Source organism: Ruegeria atlantica, from assembly GCF_013032455.1.
Lineage (GTDB): Bacteria > Pseudomonadota > Alphaproteobacteria > Rhodobacterales > Rhodobacteraceae > Ruegeria > Ruegeria atlantica_B.
In genome coordinates, this window is the sequence record NZ_WQCF01000004.1 from 19,597 (window position 1) to 40,415 (window position 20,819).

At 57.9% G+C, this 20,819-nt stretch carries 20 protein-coding genes; 9 read left to right on the forward strand and 11 right to left on the reverse strand.

What is annotated here, in order from left to right; all coding sequences use genetic code 11:
* The first annotated feature begins 23 nt into the window (after window positions 1-23).
* Window positions 24-686 carry a DNA-3-methyladenine glycosylase I gene (locus GOW93_RS08900; RefSeq protein WP_170383260.1) on the forward strand — a complete coding sequence of 221 codons (663 nt, stop codon included), beginning with the start codon at window positions 24-26 and terminating at the stop codon, window positions 684-686.
* A gap of 59 nt (window positions 687-745) precedes the next feature.
* On the forward strand, window positions 746-1,414 hold the full coding sequence (locus tag GOW93_RS08905; protein WP_438826191.1) for a hypothetical protein: 669 nt from the start codon (window positions 746-748) through the stop codon (window positions 1,412-1,414).
* Window positions 1,415-1,417: 3 nt separating this feature from the next.
* Here the strand turns inward: GOW93_RS08905 and GOW93_RS08910 are convergent, their stop codons facing one another.
* On the reverse strand, window positions 1,418-1,822 hold the full coding sequence (locus GOW93_RS08910; protein ID WP_170383264.1) for a c-type cytochrome: 405 nt from the start codon (window positions 1,820-1,822) through the stop codon (window positions 1,418-1,420).
* Between the two features lie 92 nt (window positions 1,823-1,914).
* On the opposite strand from GOW93_RS08910, the gene GOW93_RS08915 reads away from it, so the two are divergent.
* A complete protein-coding gene (locus GOW93_RS08915; RefSeq protein ID WP_170383266.1) occupies window positions 1,915-2,352 on the forward strand; it encodes a DMT family transporter in 438 nt (145 codons plus the stop codon).
* Here the strand turns inward: GOW93_RS08915 and GOW93_RS08920 are convergent.
* The 3 genes from GOW93_RS08920 to proS all read right to left on the reverse strand — a co-directional run bounded on the left by GOW93_RS08920 (window position 2,336) and on the right by proS (window position 6,601).
* A complete protein-coding gene (locus tag GOW93_RS08920; protein WP_170383268.1) occupies window positions 2,336-3,022 on the reverse strand; it encodes an ABC transporter ATP-binding protein in 687 nt (228 codons plus the stop codon). The two genes, GOW93_RS08915 and GOW93_RS08920, sit on opposite strands and share 17 nt — an antisense overlap.
* Complete coding sequence (locus GOW93_RS08925) at window positions 3,015-4,310, reverse strand: lipoprotein-releasing ABC transporter permease subunit (protein ID WP_170383270.1); 1,296 nt, start codon at window positions 4,308-4,310, stop codon at window positions 3,015-3,017. Before GOW93_RS08925 ends, GOW93_RS08920 begins: the two co-directional genes overlap by 8 nt.
* A 950-nt stretch (window positions 4,311-5,260) precedes the next feature.
* Window positions 5,261-6,601 carry a proline--tRNA ligase gene (gene proS, locus GOW93_RS08930; RefSeq protein WP_170383272.1) on the reverse strand — a complete coding sequence of 447 codons (1,341 nt, stop codon included), beginning with the start codon at window positions 6,599-6,601 and terminating at the stop codon, window positions 5,261-5,263.
* 167 nt (window positions 6,602-6,768) lie between these two features.
* On the opposite strand from proS, the gene GOW93_RS08935 reads away from it, so the two are divergent.
* From GOW93_RS08935 to GOW93_RS08955, 5 genes are all read left to right on the forward strand, one after another.
* The gene (locus GOW93_RS08935) at window positions 6,769-8,133 is read left to right on the forward strand and encodes an FAD-dependent oxidoreductase (RefSeq protein ID WP_170383274.1); all 1,365 of its coding nucleotides are present in this window, start codon (window positions 6,769-6,771) and stop codon (window positions 8,131-8,133) included.
* Window positions 8,133-9,107 (forward strand): isopenicillin N synthase family dioxygenase, encoded by a 975-nt coding sequence (locus tag GOW93_RS08940; RefSeq protein WP_170383276.1) that lies wholly within the window; start codon window positions 8,133-8,135, stop codon window positions 9,105-9,107. Before GOW93_RS08935 ends, GOW93_RS08940 begins: the two co-directional genes overlap by 1 nt.
* A gap of 80 nt (window positions 9,108-9,187) precedes the next feature.
* Window positions 9,188-10,282 (forward strand): AI-2E family transporter, encoded by a 1,095-nt coding sequence (locus GOW93_RS08945; protein WP_170383278.1) that lies wholly within the window; start codon window positions 9,188-9,190, stop codon window positions 10,280-10,282.
* The gene (locus GOW93_RS08950; RefSeq protein ID WP_170383280.1) at window positions 10,283-10,972 is read left to right on the forward strand and encodes an HdaA/DnaA family protein; all 690 of its coding nucleotides are present in this window, start codon (window positions 10,283-10,285) and stop codon (window positions 10,970-10,972) included.
* A gap of 49 nt (window positions 10,973-11,021) precedes the next feature.
* Window positions 11,022-12,566 carry a Ppx/GppA family phosphatase gene (locus tag GOW93_RS08955; protein ID WP_170383790.1) on the forward strand — a complete coding sequence of 515 codons (1,545 nt, stop codon included), beginning with the start codon at window positions 11,022-11,024 and terminating at the stop codon, window positions 12,564-12,566.
* A gap of 3 nt (window positions 12,567-12,569) precedes the next feature.
* On the opposite strand, the gene GOW93_RS08960 is transcribed toward GOW93_RS08955, so the two are convergent.
* From GOW93_RS08960 to scpA, 6 genes are all read right to left on the reverse strand, one after another.
* The gene (locus tag GOW93_RS08960; RefSeq protein WP_170383282.1) at window positions 12,570-12,941 is read right to left on the reverse strand and encodes a hypothetical protein; all 372 of its coding nucleotides are present in this window, start codon (window positions 12,939-12,941) and stop codon (window positions 12,570-12,572) included.
* A 37-nt stretch (window positions 12,942-12,978) separates the two neighbouring features.
* A complete protein-coding gene (locus tag GOW93_RS08965) occupies window positions 12,979-13,956 on the reverse strand; it encodes an endonuclease/exonuclease/phosphatase family protein (protein ID WP_170383284.1) in 978 nt (325 codons plus the stop codon).
* A gap of 5 nt (window positions 13,957-13,961) precedes the next feature.
* On the reverse strand, window positions 13,962-14,642 hold the full coding sequence (locus GOW93_RS08970) for a molecular chaperone DjiA (protein ID WP_170383286.1): 681 nt from the start codon (window positions 14,640-14,642) through the stop codon (window positions 13,962-13,964).
* 45 nt (window positions 14,643-14,687) lie between these two features.
* Window positions 14,688-15,176, reverse strand: a complete 489-nt coding sequence (locus GOW93_RS08975) for a GNAT family N-acetyltransferase (protein WP_170383288.1) — start codon at window positions 15,174-15,176, stop codon at window positions 14,688-14,690.
* Window positions 15,173-15,775, reverse strand: a complete 603-nt coding sequence (locus GOW93_RS08980; RefSeq protein WP_170383290.1) for a VOC family protein — start codon at window positions 15,773-15,775, stop codon at window positions 15,173-15,175. Before GOW93_RS08980 ends, GOW93_RS08975 begins: the two co-directional genes overlap by 4 nt.
* A gap of 106 nt (window positions 15,776-15,881) precedes the next feature.
* Window positions 15,882-18,008, reverse strand: coding sequence for a methylmalonyl-CoA mutase (gene scpA / locus GOW93_RS08985; RefSeq protein ID WP_170383292.1), 2,127 nt, complete (start codon window positions 18,006-18,008; stop codon window positions 15,882-15,884).
* A gap of 168 nt (window positions 18,009-18,176) precedes the next feature.
* Here scpA and GOW93_RS08990 point away from each other — a divergent pair, with 168 nt between their 5' ends.
* Window positions 18,177-18,623 (forward strand): DUF4174 domain-containing protein, encoded by a 447-nt coding sequence (locus GOW93_RS08990; RefSeq protein ID WP_170383294.1) that lies wholly within the window; start codon window positions 18,177-18,179, stop codon window positions 18,621-18,623.
* A 76-nt stretch (window positions 18,624-18,699) separates the two neighbouring features.
* On the opposite strand, the gene GOW93_RS08995 is transcribed toward GOW93_RS08990, so the two are convergent.
* Window positions 18,700-20,745 carry an acetyl-CoA carboxylase biotin carboxylase subunit gene (locus GOW93_RS08995; protein WP_170383295.1) on the reverse strand — a complete coding sequence of 682 codons (2,046 nt, stop codon included), beginning with the start codon at window positions 20,743-20,745 and terminating at the stop codon, window positions 18,700-18,702.
* Window positions 20,746-20,819: the final 74 nt, after the last annotated feature.

Genomic DNA, 20,819 nt, shown 5'->3' on the forward strand with positions numbered 1-20,819 from the left:
CTTGCCAATGGAGGACCCTGCAGATGCATCACTTCGACGAGATCTTCACCATGGCCGCGAACCGCCACGGCGGTCCGGGCGCTCTGAACGAAAAGCTGAGCAAACCCAAAAGCATAACTGAGCTGGCTGAAATGCCGGATGATCGCTGGTTGTCTATTATCACCAAGACCATCTTTCAGGCAGGGTTCAACTGGAAGGTCATCGAAAACAAATGGGAGGGGTTCGAGACTGCCTTTGACGGGTTCGACGTTGGGCGCTGTGCATTCATGGATGATGAGAAATTCGATACCCTGCTGCAGGACAAGCGCATTGTACGAAACGGCACCAAGATCGCCGCTGTTCGGGACAATGCGGCTTTTCTGCTAGAGCTGCGTCAGGAAGGCGGAGTAGGACACATTCTGGGCGGGTGGCCTTCGACCGACTACATTGGCCTGCTCGCGATGCTGGGCAAGCGCGGCTCACGCCTTGGCGGAGCCTCGGCCCAATATGCGATGCGGTTTGCTGGGCGCGACAGTTTCATCCTGTCGCAGGATGTAACAGCTCGCCTGATTTCTGAAGGTATCGTCGACAAAGCGCCGAGTTCGAAAAAGGCAATGGCAGCCGTACAAGACGCCTTCAACACATGGATGGATCAATCCGGGCGGTCGCTGACCGAAATCAGCCGCGTTTTGGCGATGAGCCTGTGAAAACCTGTTGCAGAGCGGATGCATCGGATTAGGCTTGGTTTATGGCTTGGCGAATTTTTATGACGTTTTTGTTGATGCTGGCCTCCTGTGGTCGACCGCTAACTGATCAGGAGCGCGCGTTTGCGAGTGCCGTTCAAGGCGACACGCTGAATCTGGACCGAGTACGTCTGGTCGAAGGTGCACCAGTCGCACCGATTACCTACTATCGAAAATCCCGTCCCCGCCTTGCATGCCGCGAGCGTATTCTGCCGCCTCCGAAAGAGGGGGTTGTTACCGGCAAGCCCGCCGCTGTGGCTCTGTTCAACAAGGTCTATTTCACGCAGGACTGGTATCTTGAGGACTACATGTCCGATTTCCCTGATCAGATGAACCTGATCGCCGCTATGTTGCTGGCCCATGAGCTTACCCATGTCTGGCAATGGCAGAACCGAAAGACCACCGGTTACCACCCACTGCGGGCCGCAGCCGAACACGGTGGCAGCAAAGATCCCTATCTGTTCGATCTGGAAACGTCGCCCGATTTTCTGGCCTACGGGTTTGAGCAACAAGGCGCAATTGTCGAGGAATATGTCTGTTGCCGGGCGCTTGACCCGCAAGCCCCTCGTACGCAGCGCCTGCACGACATGCTGGGTGAACATTTCGATCTGGCGCAACTGCCGGACCAGCCACGCGAACGCGCCGTGGTCATCCCCTGGAGCGGGGCCGAGATCGAAGGCATTTGCCGCTAAGGATTACTGCCCCTGCAACGTCTCAAGATAGGCGACCAGATCCACAATCGGCTGACTTGTCAGTATCGGTTGGCCTGCAGGGGTTTTCATTGAAGTGTCCTGCCCGTCGAAATATGGCCCGTAGACCGGCATCGGACTGCCATGGCTAACCAGCGGGTCGCGCCCGTCAATCCGCGCAACGACACGGGCGGTTGGAAACACCCCATCCTCTCCGGCCAGTTTGGTGAGGTCTGGTGGCTGAATGACCAGCACGCCCGCCATCGGACCATGCCCGGTTGCATCAGTTCCGTGGCAGGTCGCGCAATAATGTTGATACAGTTCGGCCCCGGTTGCCACATCCTGCGCTGCGGTCTGCGAAGCCACCGCAAGCACTCCGATTGAAATTGCCGTCATTAGCGGTCTGGTCATCGCATCCTCCTGTCACGATTGACATTTGCAGGCTTGCCCGGCGAGCGGCTTGGCGCAATGATCCAGATCAACGAAGCAGGAGGATACGGGCAATGACACAATACGCAGCCATCATGCTGGCCGCTGGGATTGGCGTTCCGATCCTTGCAGCATTGAATGCCGCGCTTGGAAAACTGATCGGATCCCCGACCACTGCCGCTGTCGTCCTGTTTGCCATCGCATTCGGTGCATCCGCACTTGTGATGCTGGTTTTTCCCGGAATGGGCGCGCTGGCCAAAGTCGCGCAAGCCCCCAAGCACCTTTTACTTGCGGGTGTTTTGATTGCCTTCTACGTGCTGTCGATTACCCATGTGGCACCGCATTTCGGCGTCGGCAACGCGGTGTTCTTTGTGTTGCTAGGTCAGCTGATCAGCACCGCAGCCATTGACCATTTCGGCCTGTTCGGCGCACAGGTCACACCCCTGACATGGGTGCGCGCGGGTGGTATTGCGGTCATGGCGGCGGGTGTCGCCATCACTCAACTGGCGTGAGCACTCCGCCTTCAAGCCGCAGCTTGCGATCCATCCGCGCCGCCAGATCCATGTTATGCGTGGCGATCAACGCCGACAGCCCTTCTTCGCGCACCAAAGCCATCAAGGCGTCAAACACCTGATCCGAGGTCTCGGGGTCCAGATTGCCTGTAGGCTCATCCGCCAGCAGAATACGCGGCTTGTTGGCCAGCGCCCGGCAAAACGCAACCCGCTGTTGTTCGCCCCCTGACAGTGCTGCTGGGCGGTGATCCGCGCGCGCGGCAACACCGACGCGATCCAGCAAAGACATCGCCCGCGCCTGCGCCGTCTTCTCGGACACCCCGTTGGCCAGTTGCGGCAAGGTGATATTTTCCAGTGCCGTGAATTCGGGCAACAAGTGATGGAACTGATAGACAAACCCCACGTCCTGTCGTCGCAGGGTGGTGCGGGTCCGATCGCCCTTGCCCTTGACAGCCTGGCCCGCGATTTCGACCGACCCGCCGTCAGGTGTGTCTAACAACCCCGCAATATGCAGAAGGGTCGATTTGCCCGCCCCTGAGGGCGCGACCAGTGCCACCGCTTCGCCCGCGCGAAGTTCAAGATCGGCACCGCGCAGCACCTGCACCTCGCCCGGCGTGCCTTTCAGATAGGTTTTGGTCAGACCGTTCAGCCGCATCGTCACATCATTCATAGCGCAGCGCCTCAACCGGGTTCAGCCGCGCCGCGCGGCGGGCGGGGAAATAGGTGACAAAGAAAGACAAACCCAATGATAGTCCAATCGCCTTGAGCACATCCGACAAGTGCAACTCGGCCGGCAGAGCATAGATGCCGCGAATTGAGGGATCCCAAACACCGCCGCCCATGATGTAATTCACGAACGAAAAGATCGGGTCGATATAGATTGCGAACAGGCAGCCCAGAACGACGCCCATCGCCGTTCCGATTATTCCCGTGAACGCACCGCAGATGAAGAAGACCCGCAGAACCGAACCTTCGCTCAGCCCGATTGTTCGCAGGATGCCGATATCACGGCCCTTGTTCTTTACCAACATGATCAAGCCCGAAACGATGTTCATTGCGGCGATCAGAACGAGGATCGACAGGATGATGAACATCACGTTGTCTTCGACCTCAAGCGCACGCAGAAACCCGCCCGAGGCGTCCTGCCAAGTCCAAATCTGGCTGCGCTCGCCTGCCGCCTCAAGGATGGGGATCAGGATCGGGGTCAGTTCCTCAGGTCTATCGACCATTACTTCGATTTCGTCGGCCACACCTTCCCGATTAAAAAAGCTTTGCGCCTGTTCGAAGGGCATATAGACCCGCGTGCGGTCGATATCATAGCGTCCAGCTGAGAACACATAGACCACGCGATAGGCATTCACACGCGGCGAGGTACCAAACGCCGTTTTCACCCCGTTTGGCGAGGTCAATTTGACCGTATCCCCAACGGTCGCACCGATGCTGCGCGCTACGCCGGACCCGATGGCAATGACGTCTTCTCCATTCTGGAACTGAGACAGGTCTCCCGCGGCCTGCTCGCTTTCGGCCACACCGGGCAGGTCCAACAGGTCATCGGGGTGGATGCCGAATACCTCAACACCGCTGCTACGCTCGCGGTTGGTGATCAGCACCTGCCCTTTGACCAGAGGTGCGGCCCGCTCAACCCCCGGCACATGAGCAATACGGCCAGCCACGTCGTTATAATCTTCAATGGTGCGATCCAGTTTGCCCTGCGCATCGAAATTGCCCGCAGAATAAACCGTGACATGCGCGTTGGCCCCCAGAATGGTGCCCACGAACTCTGATCGGAACCCGGACCGCACGGACAACGTCGCGATCAGGGCAAACACCGCCAGTGTTATCCCGATCAGCGATATCCAAGTCATCACGCTGACGCCGCCCTCAGCCCGGCGCGCGCGCAGGTATCGCCAAGCGATCTTCCATTCAAATGCGGCAAAGGGCGGGGGCGTCTTGGCCATGTCTGCTCCGGGTATTTTAGTTTGGCGCGACCCTTTCGGCATTTCGCCAAATGGTCAAGCTGGTTATGCCCGCCCCGCATCACGATAGGCAACTCTGCGACTATTCAGAGGTGCAGTTCCACGCGAATCACTTCAAAAGCCAGAAAGGTCACTCTGGCAAAAGGAGACAAAGGGAATGATGGCTACCCCCTTGGTTGTGACTCATTTCACAGACATACCCCTAATGTTTCAGTTATGAAGTCAATTGGCACATTGCGTGAGCAACTGAACTGAATATGCCACATCAATTAAGCAACTTTATTTCGCCTTTTGCTTATTTTGGGAAATTTTGTCACCATAGAGCTGAGGGGGACACCATTTTAAGAGCGGGAGTCGCTCATGTTTGTAAAGAGTAAGACGGAATTATTGGGCCCGATTTTAGTCCGAAATTCTTCAACAGAACTTGATTGTGAAACTGCGGCGCTTTTACGTGCAACCATTCGCCCCGTCTTTGACACAGCGGCAAGCTGGGCGAGCCTGACAGACATCCTAAAAGACAAAGGGTACCGCCTTGTGTTTCGTCAGGGGCGGTTGTGCATTACGGATCGCGAAACTGATCAAAGGGTCTGCGGGATACGTTTTCTAGGGTTCGAACTAAGGGATCTGGTCAGACGTCTGGGGCGCCCGATCGTCGTGGCGCGCGGCAACAGTGCCGATGGCGATATCTTGGCTGAACGCCCGGAGCCCAAACGGCCCCAATAGATCCACCTGGACCGAACCTTGCAGCGCAGGGTTTTAGTCCGGCTAAAAAGCCGGTCCCGGACGATGGTTGCTGCACCGATCCACATGTATGACGGGCGATCCAAGTAAAACTAAATACAGTTTTGTGTGGCGAGGATGTTCTCGCCACACCGGGCTTAACCTGTTCCCGTTTTACTGCGTCCGCCGAAAGAAGCAGTGGAAGTCCCTGTTCAAACTGTTCGCTCGTAAATTTCAGCAACTTTCGTCACGGCGGCCTCGGGGCTCAGCTCTTCACTTTCGCCGGTGCGGCGGCAGGTCAGTTCGACCACACCGTTTTTCAGGCCGCGCGGCCCAACGGTGATGCGCCAGGGCAAGCCGATCAGGTCCATGGTAGCGAACTTGCCACCTGCCCGTTCGTTGCGGTCGTCATACAGCGGCTCAAGCCCCAGAGCCGTCAACGCGCCATAGATTTTGTCGCATGCGGCGTCGGCTTCATCATCACCTTGCTTGAGGTTGACGATGCCGCAATGGAACGGAGTCACTCCTTCGGGCCAGATGATGCCCTTGTCGTCGTGGCTGGCCTCGATGATCGCACCGATCAGGCGGCTGACGCCGATACCATGGCTGCCCATATGGACTGGAACCGGTTTGCCATCAGGGCCTTGCACCGTCGCGCCCATCGCTTCGGAATACTTGGTGCCGAAATAGAAGATCTGGCCGACCTCGATCCCGCGCGCCACGCGGCGCCGTTCTTCGGGGATTTCGTTGAAGAGTGCCTCGTCGTGGGTCTCGTCTGTGCGGGCGTATTTCGAGGTGAACTCTTCCAGGATGGCCTGACACTGTTCACGGTTGTCATAATCAATCTGACGGTCGCCAAAGGTCAGATCAGTAACAGCGCTGTCATAGAAGACCTCAGACTCACCGGTATCGGCCAATACCAGGAATTCATGCGTGTCATCGCCACCGATGGGGCCGGAATCGGCGCGCATTGGGATGGCCTGCAGGCCCATTCGTTCATAGGTGCGCAGATAGCTGACCAAGTGACGGTTGTAAGCGTGCAATGCGTCTTCTTTGTTCAGGTCAAAGTTATAGCCGTCCTTCATATAGAACTCGCGCCCGCGCATCACGCCGAAACGCGGACGGATCTCGTCGCGGAATTTCCACTGGATCTGGTACAGGGTCAGCGGCAGGTCCTTGTAGCTGCTGACATGGCCGCGGAAGATATCGGTCACCAATTCCTCGGCGGTCGGCGTATACAGCATGTCGCGGCCGTGACGGTCCTGCATCCGCAGCATTTCCTGACCGTAGTCGTCGTAACGGCCAGACTCGCGCCACAAGTCTGCCGATTGCAGGATTGGCATCTGAATCGCGATGTGACCAGCGCGCGCCTGCTCCTCGTGCACGATGTTTTCCAGCTTGCGCAGGACTTTGAAACCCAGCGGCAACCAGGAATAAATTCCGGCGGCAGCCTGCTTGATCATCCCGGCGCGCAGCATCAGCCGGTGGCTGACGATCTGAGCCTCGGACGGGTTTTCCTTGAGAACGGGCAGAAAGTAACGGCTGAGGCGCATTTTGAACCTTTAAAGGTGAATTTGGACTTCAAAGGTCATTATTCCAAAGCCCCGCCGGGGGCAATCGGCCATTGGTGATTTTGCGACCCGAAGCCGGTCGGTTTTCTGATTGACCCACCAGTTAGGGTTTTCGATGGTATCGACAGTGTAAAACCAATGAGGCACCAATGCAGACCATTCAGGAACCCGCCCGTCAGATCCCTGTTGTCCATGAAACTGACGTTTTGGTCGTTGGTTCAGGCCCCGCTGGATTGTCCGCAGCGCTGGCCGCGGCACGTGCAGGGGCCGAAGTGTCTCTGGTCGATCGGTTCGGCTGCATGGGCGGAAATATCACCGCTGTTGGCGTTGAGGGTTTCGCTTGGTACCGCCATGAGCAGACCGTCGAGGCCGGTGGCATCGGTCTGGAGTTCGAAACCCGCGCCAAAGAGATGGGTGCGGCGGTGCCGGAAAGCCAATCGCTCAGCTATGAGCTGGACAGCGAAGGTTTTAAGCTGGTGGCCGACAAACTGGTTGAGGAGGCTGGCGTGCATCCGATGCTGCACCGGCAATTTGTTGCCCCGATCCTAGAGGGCGATCGGATCACCGGCATCATCACCGAATCCAAGGCCGGGCGCGAAGCAATTCTGGCCCGCGTTGTGATTGACGCCACGGGTGACGCCGACGTGGCCCATCGCGCGGGCGCGCCAACCTTCAAGACCGCGCCTGAGGAAATGATGGCGGCCTCGGTCATGTTCCATCTGGCGGGCGTCGACAAGCGCGCCTTCATGGAGGGCGTCAAGGCCGACCCGCAGACCTACAAGGATTGGGGCGGCGGCGGTGAGTGGAACATCGAAACATCGGGCAAAGAGGACGACATGTTCTCGCCCTTCGTCAAGAAACCGTTCCAGCAGGCCATCGAACAAGGACTGATCCCGCCGCATCTGAACACTATCGCGGGCACATGGGGTGCGGTGCATGATACCGGTGAGCTGACTTACATGAACCTGATCCATATGGATGGGATAGACGGCACCGATCCTGACAGCCTGACCCGTGGCGAAATCGAAGGCCGCCGCCAGTCGATGCTGGCTATCGAGGCGCTGCGCCGTTTTATGCCCGGCTGCGAAAACGCGCGTTTGCGGAATTTCGGCATGACCATCGGCATCCGCGACACCCGCAAGATCGATGCGGTCTACAATATGACCGAGGACGACGCCCGCCATCAGGGCCGGTTCGAGGACACGATTGGCATCTATCCCGAATTCATCGACGGGTACGGTATCCTGATATTGCCCACCACGGGACGGTATATGCAGATCCCCTACCGTTCGATGCTGCCAAAAGGGATCAAGGGCCTATTGGTCGCGGGCCGGTCACACGGGGCAGACAGAGTTGCCCATGCCGCCACCCGCAACATGTCCTGCTGTGCAGTCATGGGCCAAGGTGCAGGTATTGCGGCTGCTCTGTCATTGAAAAGCAATCAGGGCCTGCATGAATTGAACCTTGCACCGGTCCATGCCGAGCTGAACCGGCAAGGCGTAAGGATCCATTGATGGATCGTATCCCCACAATCGACATAACTCCGCTGCACGACAGAACGCATCCGGAATACGATCAGGCCGTTCAGGAGATGATGAAAGCTTGTACCCAGATCGGTTTCTTGTCGATCACTGGCACAGGTATTTCGCAAGAAACGGTCTCAGACGTACGGTCCAAGGTTCGTGCTATCTTTGCCGTTGACGAAAGCGCTAAATGGGATCAGGCGATAACCCGAGAGAACTATCGCGGGTTCATCCCCATGGGGTTCTTCACGCCGAACGACGGTTCAGGCAAGGCCGATAAATACGAAGGTTACAAGCTGCACTACGATGTGGCCGAAGAAGCGCCCATTCGCAAAGAATGTGCGCTTTACGGCCCAAATGTATGGCCGCCGCAGGTGCCAGACGCGCGCGGCACCATTCTTGATTATTGGTCTCAACTGGATTACGTCGCCGACATGCTTTTGGGCGCGCTCGAAACCGGGTTGGGGTTGGAGCAGCGCCAATTGCGTGATGCCTTCCGGCATCCGATGACCAACATGACACTGCTGTACTATCCGCCTCAGAAACCGGATGAGGGTGGCTATGGCATCCATCCCCACAAAGACACCGACGCCCTAACCATCATCGCCCCTGATCCCGTTGGCGGGCTTGAGGTACAGACCCGCGACGAAGGTTGGATCACGCCTGATTGCCCGCCGGACGGGTTTATCGTCAACATCGGCGACATGCTGGAACTGTGGTCGGGCGGGCGATTAAAGTCCACGCCTCATAGGGTGGTCAACCGCTCAGGCCAGGAACGCTATTCCTTCCCTTATTTTGCAGTGCCGCGCCACGATGTCGTGGTTGCCCCCCTCTTACCGCCCCTACCCGGCTTTGACCGCCCGTCCGTCCATTGCGGTCACTGGTCTGCGGAAATCTGGCGCACCAACTGGCCGGATGAAACCACGCATGACGACACGCCCGAACTGGGTACACTTCATGACTGACGCGCCGACCACGTAGCGCTTGCATCACAGGGCTGCATGCGCCAAGAACACCTGCAAGAGCCGACAACAAGAGGACAGCCATGGCTTTGCCGGTGAAGGATCAGCTCAGATACTGGGGGATTGCTGCGGCGATATTTGTGCTGCTGCTGTGGGCACTTGGCGACGTTTTACTGCCCTTTGTGATCGGCGGGGCCATTGCCTATTTCCTTGACCCTATTGCCGACCGGTTGGAGGCGATGGGACTGTCTCGCGTCGCGGCGACGGGCGTTATCACGATTGTCGGGATTCTGGGCTTTGTCCTCGTCATCTTGATGATCGTACCTGCCCTTATCACGCAGCTGATTGATCTGGTCGAAGTGCTGCCAAGCCTCTTCAAAGAGCTGCGCGGTTTCATTGAAAGACAGTTCCCATCATTGCTGGACAGCGAATCCAGCACGCATCAGGCGCTGGTTTCCTTGGGTGAAACCTTGCAATCGAAAACCGGTGACGTTCTGCAATCGGTCGTCGCCTCGCTAGGCTCCGCGATAAACGTGGTGGTTCTTCTGGTCATCGTTCCGGTGGTTGCCGTTTACCTACTGCTGGATTGGGACCGCATGATCGCCCGGATCGGAGAGCTGCTGCCTCGCGATCACGCCCCTACAATCAAGCGCTTGGCGGGTGAGATTGACGACGTTCTGGCCTCGTTCGTGCGCGGCATGGGAACCGTGTGCCTTATCCTGGGTACCTACTATGCAGTTGCGCTGATGATCGTCGGCCTGCAATTCGGCCTGATCGTGGGCTTCATTGCCGGGCTGGTCACTTTCATCCCCTATCTTGGTGCCTTGATCGGTGGCACGCTTGCCATTGGTCTGGCGCTGTTTCAGTTTTGGGGTGACTGGGTTCATATTGGTCTGGTTGCTGGCATCTTTGCTTTGGGTCAGGTGACCGAAGGCAATTTCCTGACCCCAAAACTGGTTGGCCACTCAGTCGGGCTGCACCCGGTCTGGCTGTTGCTGGCCCTGTCTGTCTTTGGTGCCTTGTTCGGTTTTGTGGGCATGCTGGTCGCGGTACCCGTTGCCGCCGCGCTGGGTGTAGTGGCGCGGTTCCTGACCTCGATTTATCTGGAGAGCCGCCTCTTTACCGGTCTCGACGGACTGAATGGCGGCGTCGACATGCCGAAGCAGGAAGACGAATAAATGCCCCAACAACTCAGCTTTGATCTTCCGGCCATAACCGCTCTGGGCCGCGAGGATTTCTTTGTCTCGCCAGCCAATGCGCTGGCCGTTGCAATGATCTCGGCCAACTCATGGCCTGGAAACAAGCTGGTGCTTAGCGGCCCTGCCGGGGCAGGCAAAACACATCTGGCTCATGTCTGGGCCGCTGAAACCGGCGGGCGGATCATTCAGGCCCGCGACGTACAATACGAGGATGTACCCGACCTCGCCCGTACCCCAATTGCAATCGAAGATGTTCCGATGGTCGCGGATGACCCCGAACAGCAGAAAACATTGTTCCACCTTCATAATCTGGTGTTGGCGGAAGGCCATGCACTTTTGATGACCGGACGACTGGCGCCAAAGTTATGGGAACTCCCTCTTCCCGACCTGCAAAGCCGGATAGAGGGTGCTCATCACGTGGCGCTCGACCCGCCTGATGATGCTCTTTTGGGGGCGGTTCTGGCCAAGCTGTTCGTCGATCGTCAGTTGAACCCTGGACCGGACGTGATCGCGTATCTGGTCAAACACATGGACCGCCGTTTTGAAACTGCAGCCGATGTCGTGGCGCGGCTGGATCACCTGGCCCTGTCGGAAAAGCGGGAAATCACTCGCGCTCTGGCCATCAGAGTTTTGAACGCGGACATGACAGATGTCGCATCCGACAATTGACCCACACCCGGCGATTTCGCATTCTGGCGCTGGAATATCTGGAAAAGACATGGATCAGATCGCAGCAACCGACATCCCGGACTGGGGGCCTTTCGGAAAACCGTTGTTCGACAACCCTGAGGCACGCGCCTTATCGCGGGTGGGTGTGGTCGATGTCGGCTCAAACTCGGTCCGGATGGTGATCTTTGACGGGGCCGCGCGGTCTCCGGCCTATTTTTTCAATGAAAAAGTTATGTGCGAGTTGGGCGCGGGGCTTTCGGAAACCGGGCGATTGAATCCGCGCGGACGTGTACGCGCGTTGGCCGCACTCCGACGGTTCCGGCGGCTGGCCGATGATCTGGGGTTGCCGGGCCTGCATGTTGTTGCCACCGCAGCCGTGCGCGAAGCCAAGGACGGCCCGGATTTCTGTGCAGAGGTCAAATCGGAAACCGGCCTGATCGTTCAGATCATCGACGGCGGAGAAGAGGCGCGCCTTTCCGCACAGGGCGTATTGCTGGGCTGGCCAGGTGCCTATGGCCTGATCTGCGACATTGGCGGTTCGTCCATGGAACTGGCCGAAATCGGCGACGGCAATGTCGGACGCCGACTGACTTCGGCACTGGGTCCACTGAAGCTGCGTGACATCAAAGGCGGACGGCGCGCGCGCAAAGCCCATATCAAGGCGACGATGGAAGAATTGCGTGACCAGTTGGGGCCACAGCGCGATCGTCTGTTTCTTGTGGGCGGCAGCTGGCGGGCATTTGCCCGTCTGGACATGCTACGCCGGGGCTATCCCCTGAACGTACTGCATGAATACCGCATGACCACCAAGCAGGTGCATCAGACGATCAAGTTCATCGAAAAATCCAACCCTGACGATCTGCGCGGCCCTGCGGGCGTCTCAAGTTCGCGCATGGCTCTGATCCCTTATGCGATGGACGTATTGGCGCGGCTGATCCGCACGTTCAAACCCAAAGACATCGCGATTTCTAGCTATGGAATCCGTGAAGGGTTGCTGTATGAACAAATGTCGCAAAATCTGCGCGACTGCGATCCGCTGATCGAGGCCAGCCGCTTTTCCGAAGCCAAGGATGCTCGCCTGCCCGGTTTTGGAAAACACCTGTACGACTTTGTCATGCCGCTGTTCAAATCGGCTCCTGAAACGCGCGTCCGCTTGATCAAAGCGGCCTGTTTGCTGCACGACGTCAGTTGGCGCGCGCATCCCGATTATCGCGCTGAGGTCTGTTTTGACTACGTTACCCGCGCCAATCTGAGCGGGCTGAAACATTCCGAACGGGTCTTTATCGGCCTCGCCCTGCAGCACCGGTATCGCAACAAGCGTGAGGGTAACCGGTTCGAACCGCTGTATAAACTGCTGGATGAGAAAGAACAGAAACAGGCCGAGATTCTGGGCAAAGCCATGCGCTTCGGTGCCATGCTTTGGATGCAGAGCGACGCCACCATGGGCACCCTGCGGTTCTACCCGAAAAAGCGCAAGCTCGAGCTGTTGCTGCCCAAAGCCGGTAGTCCCTTGTTCAACGAAGTGGCAGAATCGCGCCTCAACTCGCTGGCAAATGCCCTGAAATCCGAAACCCACGTGATCGTTCGGGACTGACAGTCAGATTTCAGTCGCACCATCCTCATCTTCGGGTTGCTCTGGCGTTTCCAGCTGATCCTGAGGCGGCTTCTTGCGGATGATGATGTCGCCATTAGGCAGCATCTCGGGCACCTCATAAGCGCTCCAATCCTCGATCTCACCAGCCATTTCAGCCAGAGCTGGCCCCATTTCTTCAAAAAACGACTGCATCGCCGGGCCGAATTGGCTGACCAGCCCTTGCAGATCCTCAAGCGCGGGCTCCATTTCCTGACGCAGACCTTCAAAAAACAGCTCGGCCCCCTGCTCCATCAGGGATTTGCCAGTGTCTTCTTCGGCATGAGCGGGCAGTGCCACTAAGATCGAAAGCGCACAAATCGGAAAAAGGTGTTTCATGACCTGAATATAGGCAGTGTCACCTATTGATGAAAGGCTACAGGTCGATATCCAGTGTCACCGGAAAATGATCCGAGGCTGTCAACAGGGCTTGCTGCAGGTCCGGCGAAGCCAGACACCCTGAATCTTTGAACGGATGCCAGATTCTCCAGGCCGGGCGCCGTGCACGCAAGGTTTCACTCACCATGATATAATCTAGCAAAGCCTCAAGATACTGCCCGTCCGCGCGGGCAAACCGAGCCGTTGATGGCGCAGCGTCTGTCCTTGCGGCGTTTGGATCAAACAAGCCGGTCAGCAGAAGAATCTCAACTGAAGAGCGCCCAAACAGGTTTTCGAACTCATCCAGCCCCGGCCCGTCATTCAGGTCGCCCAGCAGGATAACCTTTTCATCGGCCTCGATATGCCCTTGCACACGCCGAGACAGCCATACCGCCTGAGCCAGTTGCTTGCGGCGGTTCGCAATAGAAATGCGGATCGCCTCGTCCCGAGATCCTGCACCGTGCGGCGCCTTGGATTTCAGATGTGCGCCGATCAAACGAAAATGCGCCCCATCACGGGTCTCCACTGCCAATTCCATTGGCGGCTTGGAAAACTGTACGCGATCTTCGGTCGCGTCGATATCGAGGTCGATATGAAACACTTCGTCAAAACGCGGGGCCGCCGCGTTACCTGCGATCGGATCATGCCGCACTTTCAGCGCATCGGGATCGTACAATAAAGCCAGTTCCTGATGGGTATCGTTGGCAAACCCCATAACCGCATGAGAGGTGCGAAGGGCAAATGCCTCGGCAAACTTCTGCAACGCGCGGATGGTGTTTTGCGTTTTCCCGGTATTCGGCGCCTCGACGATCAGGATCGCGTCCGCGTCGAGCGCTGTCAGAACCTTGGCGATAGCCTCAACCTGTTGTGCCTTGGTGACATTGTGGCGACCGGACCAGCTGTCGTCGACGACCAGATTATCTTTGCGGTCAAATAGGTTAGCGAACCATTCAATGTTATAGGTCGCCAGCCGCATGCAGATTAAGCCCGCGCGCCGTTGATCTCATCCCAGGCGCGGTTGATGTCGATCATCTTCTTTTCGGCTAGACGGACGGCTTCCTCGGGCACACCGCGCGCCATCATAGCGTCGGGGTGCGTTTCGCGCACCAATTGACGCCAAACCTTGCGAATATCAGGCAGAGGCATGTCATGCGGCACACCCAGCACCGTATATGGATCTTTGGGCGCATCCGGAACGAAACGTTCGCGCAGGGCCATGAATTGCGCTTCGGTCTGGCCGAAAATGCGGCTGACCTCCTCCAGAAATTCATTCTCGTTCGGGTGATAGAACCCATCGGCCATGGCAATGTGGAACAACCCTTCCATCAAATCGCACAAGGTTGTGCTGTCATCTTCAAACATGCGGGCGATCTTGCGGGCATAGTCCTGGTATCCTGCAACATCGGTCCGAGCCATATCGAAGACGCGGGCCGCTCCGGCCTCATCGTCGCGCGCGATCTGGAAAACGTCGCGAAAGGCCGTGACCTCATCCCGCGTTACTTGTCCGTCGGCCTTGGCCATCTTTGCGCCCAACGCAATCACGGCAATTGCAAACGCGACCGAGCGTTCAGGCGGCGTACGCAGTTTCTCAAATACAGCCGTCAGGCTTTCACCTTGGGCCAGCGCGCTAAGCGCATCGGATATACGGGTCCAGATCGACATGAGGGCACCCTAGCGCCCCAAATCGCAACTGTCAGGTGCGACAGATCACTCCACAGAAAGAATTTTTTGCATCAGCACAAGATCCAGCCTTTTACCCCATTTGAACCCGACTTCGGGCATGTGGCCAACCTGCACAAACCCAAGCGCGGAATGAAAGGCTATTGCATCCGTATTGGCCGACGAAATCCCGGCCACCAAGACATGCACTCCGTCAGCACGCGCTGCCGTTTCGAGGGCAACCATCAAGGCGCGTCCAGCCCCCTGCCCTCGAACTTGAGGGGCCAGTTGGATCGTGTGCTCGCGGCACTGGGAATAGCCCGGGCCCGTACGAAACCGACCATAAGTGGCGAAGCCCATAACCTGCGCGGTATCTTCAACGACCACATAGGCAGGTCCGCGCGCCTCAATATCAGCGGCTATGCTTTCTATACTGCGCTCATCTGTGGTGAAAGTAACCTGCGTGTCGCGGATAATTGCATTGGTGATCGCTGCGATCGCCTCTGCGTCCTCGACCTGAGCCTGCCGGATGATCATTCCAGCACGCGCGGGCCATGGGGCGTTTCGAACTCAGCCCGCAGCGCGGCTGGCCCGGTGTCGAACACCACCTTCTCTAGATTACCCAGTAGCCGGGCCAGATCCAACGCTTCGGGGTGATAAACAACCAAGCGTTGCAAGCGGCAACCACTATCCTGCAACATCTGCGCTGGGTGCAAATCACCATGCCATTGAATGAGCGCCGGAAACAGATTGTCAAACGGCAGCCTCCCATTCGGCGGGACCGCCATTTGCCACCTCAACGCGCCTCGAGTCAGTTCAATAGGCAGCCCCACACCATTGGGGAAGGCGGACAACGAAGTCTCGATATCAGGGACCCGGCAGATCCAGTTGGTCAAACGAGGTGACCCGGCGAACTGGTCGAGGTCGAACCACCTTGTCCGTTCCACCATTGGAACCTGCGGATCAATTGCGATGGCCTCTAGGTACAGCCCGTCCCGCAGACCCAAAAGCCGGTTGTGTGTACCGAAAGCATCGTGTTTGCCGCCATCCTGCAGCGGCACTCCCAAGGCTTGTTCGATATGGGCGGAAGCTTCCTCCAATGTCTCGCCAGCAACGGCCAGATGATCCAGTAGCACGCGCGTCCTCCCCAAAAAATTTGACCAGACCCCGAAGGATCTGGTCGCATGTTTTCGCCAAAGGCACAAAACCACAAGATTTTTCGTTGCAAAATCTTGGCTGATTTCAGCTTTTGGCTTCGCCAATCAGACGCAGAATGTCCTGCGCCGCCTCGGGGATATTGGTGCCCGGACCGAAGATTGCCTTCACGCCGTGGTCATAGAGGAACTGGTAATCCTGCTGAGGAATGACGCCACCACAGATCACGATGATGTCTTCGGCCCCGGCCTTCTTGAGTTCCTCAACCAGTTGCGGCGCCAGTGTCTTGTGCCCCGCGGCCTGGGACGAGATGCCAACCACGTGCACATCGTTGTCCACTGCATCCTGTGCGGCCTCAGCCGGGGTCTGGAACAGCGGCCCGACATCCACGTCAAAACCGATATCCGCAAATGCCGTGGCGATCACTTTCGCGCCCCGGTCGTGCCCGTCCTGCCCCATCTTGACGACCAGCAGACGCGGGCGGCGGCCCTCGGCTTCGGCGAAATCTTCGATGGACTTCTGAATCGCGGCAAAGCCTTCGTCACCTTCATAGGCGGCACCATAGACGCCAGCCAACGTTTTCACTTCGGCACGATGACGGCCGAATTCTTTCTCCATTGCCATGCTGATCTCTCCTACGGATGCGCGGGCACGGGCGGCTTCAACTGCAGCCGCCAGCAGGTTTCCGCCCTCTTTGGCGGTCTTGGTCAGAACATCAAGTGCAGCCTGACATGCAGCTTCGTCGCGGGTGGCGCGGATACGTTCCAGACGCGCGACCTGAGCCTCACGCACGGCGACGTTGTCGACGTCCAAAATGTCGATCGGGTCTTCCTGTTCCTTGCGGTATTTGTTGACGCCGACGATCACTTCATCGCCCCGGTCGATCATGGCCTGACGGCGGGCGGCGCTCTCTTCGATGCGCAGCTTAGGCATGCCCGAGGCGACGGCCTTGGTCATGCCGCCCATCTCTTCGACCTCTTCCATCAAGGCCCAGGCCTTTTCGACCAGCTCATTGGTCAGGCTTTCGACGTAGTAAGACCCGGCCAGCGGATCGACCACATCGGTCACGCCGGTCTCTTCCTGCAGCACCAGCTGCGTGTTCCGCGCAATGCGGGCCGAGAAATCGGTGGGCAGCGCGATCGCTTCGTCCAAGGCATTGGTATGCAGCGACTGGGTGCCGCCCAGAACCGCGCTCATCGCTTCATAGGCGGTGCGGATCACGTTGTTATAGGGGTCCTGTTCCTGCAACGACACGCCCGACGTCTGGCAGTGGGTCCGCAGCATTTTCGACCGTTCGGATTTTGCCCCGAAGTCAGTCATGACCCGGTGCCACAGGGTGCGCGCAGCGCGCAGCTTGGCAATCTCCATGAAGAAGTTCATGCCAATGGCAAAGAAGAAGGACAAACGGCCCGCAAATTTGTCCACATCCATCCCGGCCTCGGTCGCGGCGCGCACGTATTCGCGGCCGTCGGCCAGCGTATAGGCCAGCTCTTGCACCAGGTTCGCGCCGGCCTCTTGCATGTGGTAGCCCGAGATCGAGATCGAGTTGAACTTGGGCATCTCGTTCGAGGTGTATTCGATGATATCCGAGATGATCTTCATCGAAGGTTCAGGCGGATAGATATAGGTGTTCCGAACCATGAACTCTTTCAGAATGTCGTTCTGAATGGTGCCCGACAGAACAGATTTGTCATGCCCCTGCTCTTCGCCCGCAACGATGAAGTTGGCCAGGATCGGGATCACTGCGCCGTTCATGGTCATCGAAACTGAAACTTTATCCAGCGGGATACCGTCGAACAGAATCTTCATGTCCTCGACACTGTCGATGGCAACACCAGCCTTGCCTACGTCACCGACAACACGCGGGTGGTCGCTGTCATAGCCGCGGTGTGTTGCCAGATCGAAGGCGACCGAAACACCCTGCTGACCGGCAGCCAGATTGCGGCGGTAGAAGGCATTCGATTCCTCGGCGGTCGAGAAACCGGCATATTGGCGGATCGTCCACGGACGGCCCGCATACATTGTGGCCTTAACCCCACGCGTGAACGGCCCAAAGCCAGGCAGCGTACCCATATGGGGCAGATCGGCTGTGTCTTCCTGCGTGTAAAGCGGTTTGACGTCGATGCCTTCCAGAGTTTCCTTGGTAAGGTCGTCCAACGGACGTCCACGCAGCTCTTTCTCGGCCAGTGCCTGCCAGTCTTTCGTATCGGTCATGGCGATATCCTTTTCTTAATTCCCGTCGCGCCGGGGCGTTGCCCGCGCGATGTGATGTTCAGAAGGGCCGTTTCAGACCCGGTCAAACGCAAGTTTTTGAACGTGCCGGGCAAATCGCCGGTCGCATTCATCGGCACAGGGGCTATATTCGAATGAACAGGAGGCCCTATGACACGAACGCTTGCCTTTGTTTTCTCGGCACTATTCCCGTTGGCCGCATTGGCCGCCGACGGGTCCGCGCCTGCGGATGACGAATATGTTCGGCCCGTCGGCGACAGCGAACTCAGTGAGTTTTTATGGGTCAAACGGCCCATCGTCGTCTTTGCCGACACATCCGCCGACCCGCGATTCCAGCAACAGATCGACATGCTGATCGAAGGCGAAGCAGCCATGCGTGACCGCGATGTGATCGTGCTGACCGACACCGACCCGTCGGCCCGATCCCCGATTCGATCGCAATTGCGTCCGCGCGGTTTCCAGATGGTGTTCGTCGATAAGGACGGAGTGGTGAAACTGCGCAAACCGTCCCCGTGGAGCGTGCGCGAGATTGGCCGCTCCATCGACAAGACGCCACTGCGCGAACGCGAGATTCGCGATCGGCGCGAGGGCGGCTGAGCGTTTCCGCCACGACCCAGATACCCGGCGCAAGACGCCGGGAATGTTGGGGTATATGGCGAAAACGCGGTCATTATCACTCGAACTCGATGATCACATCATCCACAGCGAGGCTGTCGCCAGGGCCTGCGTTGATCTTGGCTACGGTGCCCTTCTTCTCGGCGCGCAGGATGTTTTCCATCTTCATCGCCTCGACGGTGCACAGCGCCTGACCTTCCTGCACCTCCTGCCCCACTTCAACGTCGATCTTCACGATCAAACCCGGCATCGGGCAGAGCAGCATTTTCGAGGTATCCGGTGGCAGTTTTTCCGGCATCAGACGGGCCAGTTCCGCCTGACGTGGGCGACGTACATGCACTTTCAGGTCGGCACCCCGGTTACGAATACGGAACCCGCCCGAGATTTTGTCGACCTTCAGAACCAGCGGACTGTCATTCACATCCAAAACCGCCAATTGGTCACCTGGCGTCCATTCAGAAGCGACGCGCAGAGTTTCGCCATCCGCGAATTGGACGGTCGCACCCTCTTTGTCGGCCTCGATCGTTACGTCAAACTCCTGCCCCTGCAGCGCGACATTCCAGCGTTTGCCAACCTTGCGCTCGTGGTTGTCCATCCGGCCAGAGACACGAGTGCGGCGGATTTCGGCGACGCGGTACATGGCAGCACAGGACGCCGCGATGCGCCGCAGGTCGGTTTCGGGCAGCTCAACACCTTCGAACCCCTCAGGGTATTCCTCGGCAATGAATGCAGTGGTAATGTCGCCGCTGATGAATTTCGGATGATCCATCACTGCCGACAGGAACGGCAGGTTGTGGCCAATGCCTTCGACCTCAAAGCTGTCCAGCGCCACGCGCATCGCCTCAATCGCCGCCTCACGGGTCGAAGCCCAAGTGCAAAGCTTGGCGATCATCGGGTCATAATACATGCTGATCTCGCCGCCTTCATAGACGCCGGTATCGTTGCGCACGGCAGCCTCACCTTCAGGCGCATCACCTTGCCATTTTTCGTTTACCAGCAACGGGCCAGCCGCTGTTTCCTGCGGTGGACGATAGCGAGACAAGCGACCGATCGACGGCAGGAAGCCGCGATACGGATCTTCGGCATAGAGACGATTTTCAATGGCCCAGCCGGTGAGCGTCACGTCATCCTGAGTGATCGAAAGTTTCTCACCAGCCGCGACACGGATCATCTGTTCGACCAGGTCGACACCAGTGATCAGTTCGGTGACGGGGTGTTCCACCTGAAGACGGGTGTTCATTTCAAGGAAGTAGAAATTCTTTTCACCATCGACGATGAACTCGACCGTGCCCGCGCTGGCATATCCCACGGCCTTGGCCAGGGCCACTGCCTGCTCCCCCATCGCCTTGCGGGTTTCAGGATCAAGGAAAGGCGATGGCGCCTCTTCCACCACTTTCTGGTTCCGGCGCTGGATCGAGCATTCGCGCTCGCCCAGATAAATCCCGTTGCCGTGGCTGTCGCACAAAACCTGAATCTCGATATGGCGCGGTTGGGTCACGAATTTCTCGATGAAAATCCGGTCATCGCCGAACGAGTTTGCCGCCTCATTCTTGGATGACTGGAAGCCCTCGCGTGCTTCATCGTCATTCCACGCAATCCGCATGCCTTTACCGCCGCCCCCGGCGCTGGCCTTGATCATGACGGGATAGCCGATCTCATTCGAGATTTTCACCGCCTCATCTGCGTCCTCGATCAACCCCATATAGCCGGGAACAGTCGATACGCCGGCTTCCTGAGCGATTTTCTTCGACGTGATCTTGTCGCCCATCGCTTCAATCGCGCCCTTCGGTGGGCCGACAAAGGCAACACCTTCGGCCTCTAGCGCCTCGGCAAATTTTGAATTCTCTGACAGAAAGCCGTAACCAGGGTGCACAGCCTGCGCGCCGCTTTGGCGAATGGCGTCCATCACCTTATCGATTACGATATAAGATTGGTTCGCGGGCGGTGGGCCGATATGCACGGCCTCGTCTGCCATCGACACGTGCAACGCCTGTCGGTCTGCGTCCGAATAAATGGCAACCGTGCCGATACCCATCTTACGCGCAGTCTTGATAACCCGGCAGGCGATCTCGCCCCGGTTTGCGATCAGGATCTTGTTGAACATGGAACGTCCTTTATCTTGGTATTCAGTAGAAACGAAACGCTGTTACGGGGCCCAAGCCCTGTAACAGCGTTTCG

Excerpts from the sequence above, each read along its gene's own strand:
- GOW93_RS08990 (WP_170383294.1), top strand. The coding sequence starts at position 18,177 with ATGACACGAACGCTTGCCTTTGTTTTCTCGGCACTATTCCCGTTGGCC.
- GOW93_RS08915 (WP_170383266.1), top strand. The coding sequence starts at position 1,915 with ATGACACAATACGCAGCCATCATGCTGGCCGCTGGGATTGGCGTTCCG.
- GOW93_RS08940 (WP_170383276.1), top strand. The coding sequence starts at position 8,133 with ATGGATCGTATCCCCACAATCGACATAACTCCGCTGCACGACAGAACG.
- GOW93_RS08970 (WP_170383286.1), bottom strand. The coding sequence starts at position 14,642 with ATGTCGATCTGGACCCGTATATCCGATGCGCTTAGCGCGCTGGCCCAA.
- GOW93_RS08945 (WP_170383278.1), top strand. The coding sequence starts at position 9,188 with ATGGCTTTGCCGGTGAAGGATCAGCTCAGATACTGGGGGATTGCTGCG.
- GOW93_RS08965 (WP_170383284.1), bottom strand. The coding sequence starts at position 13,956 with ATGCGGCTGGCGACCTATAACATTGAATGGTTCGCTAACCTATTTGAC.
- GOW93_RS08950 (WP_170383280.1), top strand. The coding sequence starts at position 10,283 with ATGCCCCAACAACTCAGCTTTGATCTTCCGGCCATAACCGCTCTGGGC.
- proS (WP_170383272.1), bottom strand. The coding sequence starts at position 6,601 with ATGCGCCTCAGCCGTTACTTTCTGCCCGTTCTCAAGGAAAACCCGTCC.
- GOW93_RS08920 (WP_170383268.1), bottom strand. The coding sequence starts at position 3,022 with ATGAATGATGTGACGATGCGGCTGAACGGTCTGACCAAAACCTATCTG.
- GOW93_RS08935 (WP_170383274.1), top strand. The coding sequence starts at position 6,769 with ATGCAGACCATTCAGGAACCCGCCCGTCAGATCCCTGTTGTCCATGAA.
- GOW93_RS08910 (WP_170383264.1), bottom strand. The coding sequence starts at position 1,822 with ATGACCAGACCGCTAATGACGGCAATTTCAATCGGAGTGCTTGCGGTG.
- GOW93_RS08960 (WP_170383282.1), bottom strand. The coding sequence starts at position 12,941 with ATGAAACACCTTTTTCCGATTTGTGCGCTTTCGATCTTAGTGGCACTG.
- scpA (WP_170383292.1), bottom strand. The coding sequence starts at position 18,008 with ATGACCGATACGAAAGACTGGCAGGCACTGGCCGAGAAAGAGCTGCGT.
- GOW93_RS08925 (WP_170383270.1), bottom strand. The coding sequence starts at position 4,310 with ATGGCCAAGACGCCCCCGCCCTTTGCCGCATTTGAATGGAAGATCGCT.
- GOW93_RS08905 (WP_438826191.1), top strand. The coding sequence starts at position 746 with ATGACGTTTTTGTTGATGCTGGCCTCCTGTGGTCGACCGCTAACTGAT.
- GOW93_RS08975 (WP_170383288.1), bottom strand. The coding sequence starts at position 15,176 with ATGATCATCCGGCAGGCTCAGGTCGAGGACGCAGAGGCGATCGCAGCG.
- GOW93_RS08995 (WP_170383295.1), bottom strand. The coding sequence starts at position 20,745 with ATGTTCAACAAGATCCTGATCGCAAACCGGGGCGAGATCGCCTGCCGG.
- GOW93_RS08955 (WP_170383790.1), top strand. The coding sequence starts at position 11,022 with ATGGATCAGATCGCAGCAACCGACATCCCGGACTGGGGGCCTTTCGGA.
- GOW93_RS08900 (WP_170383260.1), top strand. The coding sequence starts at position 24 with ATGCATCACTTCGACGAGATCTTCACCATGGCCGCGAACCGCCACGGC.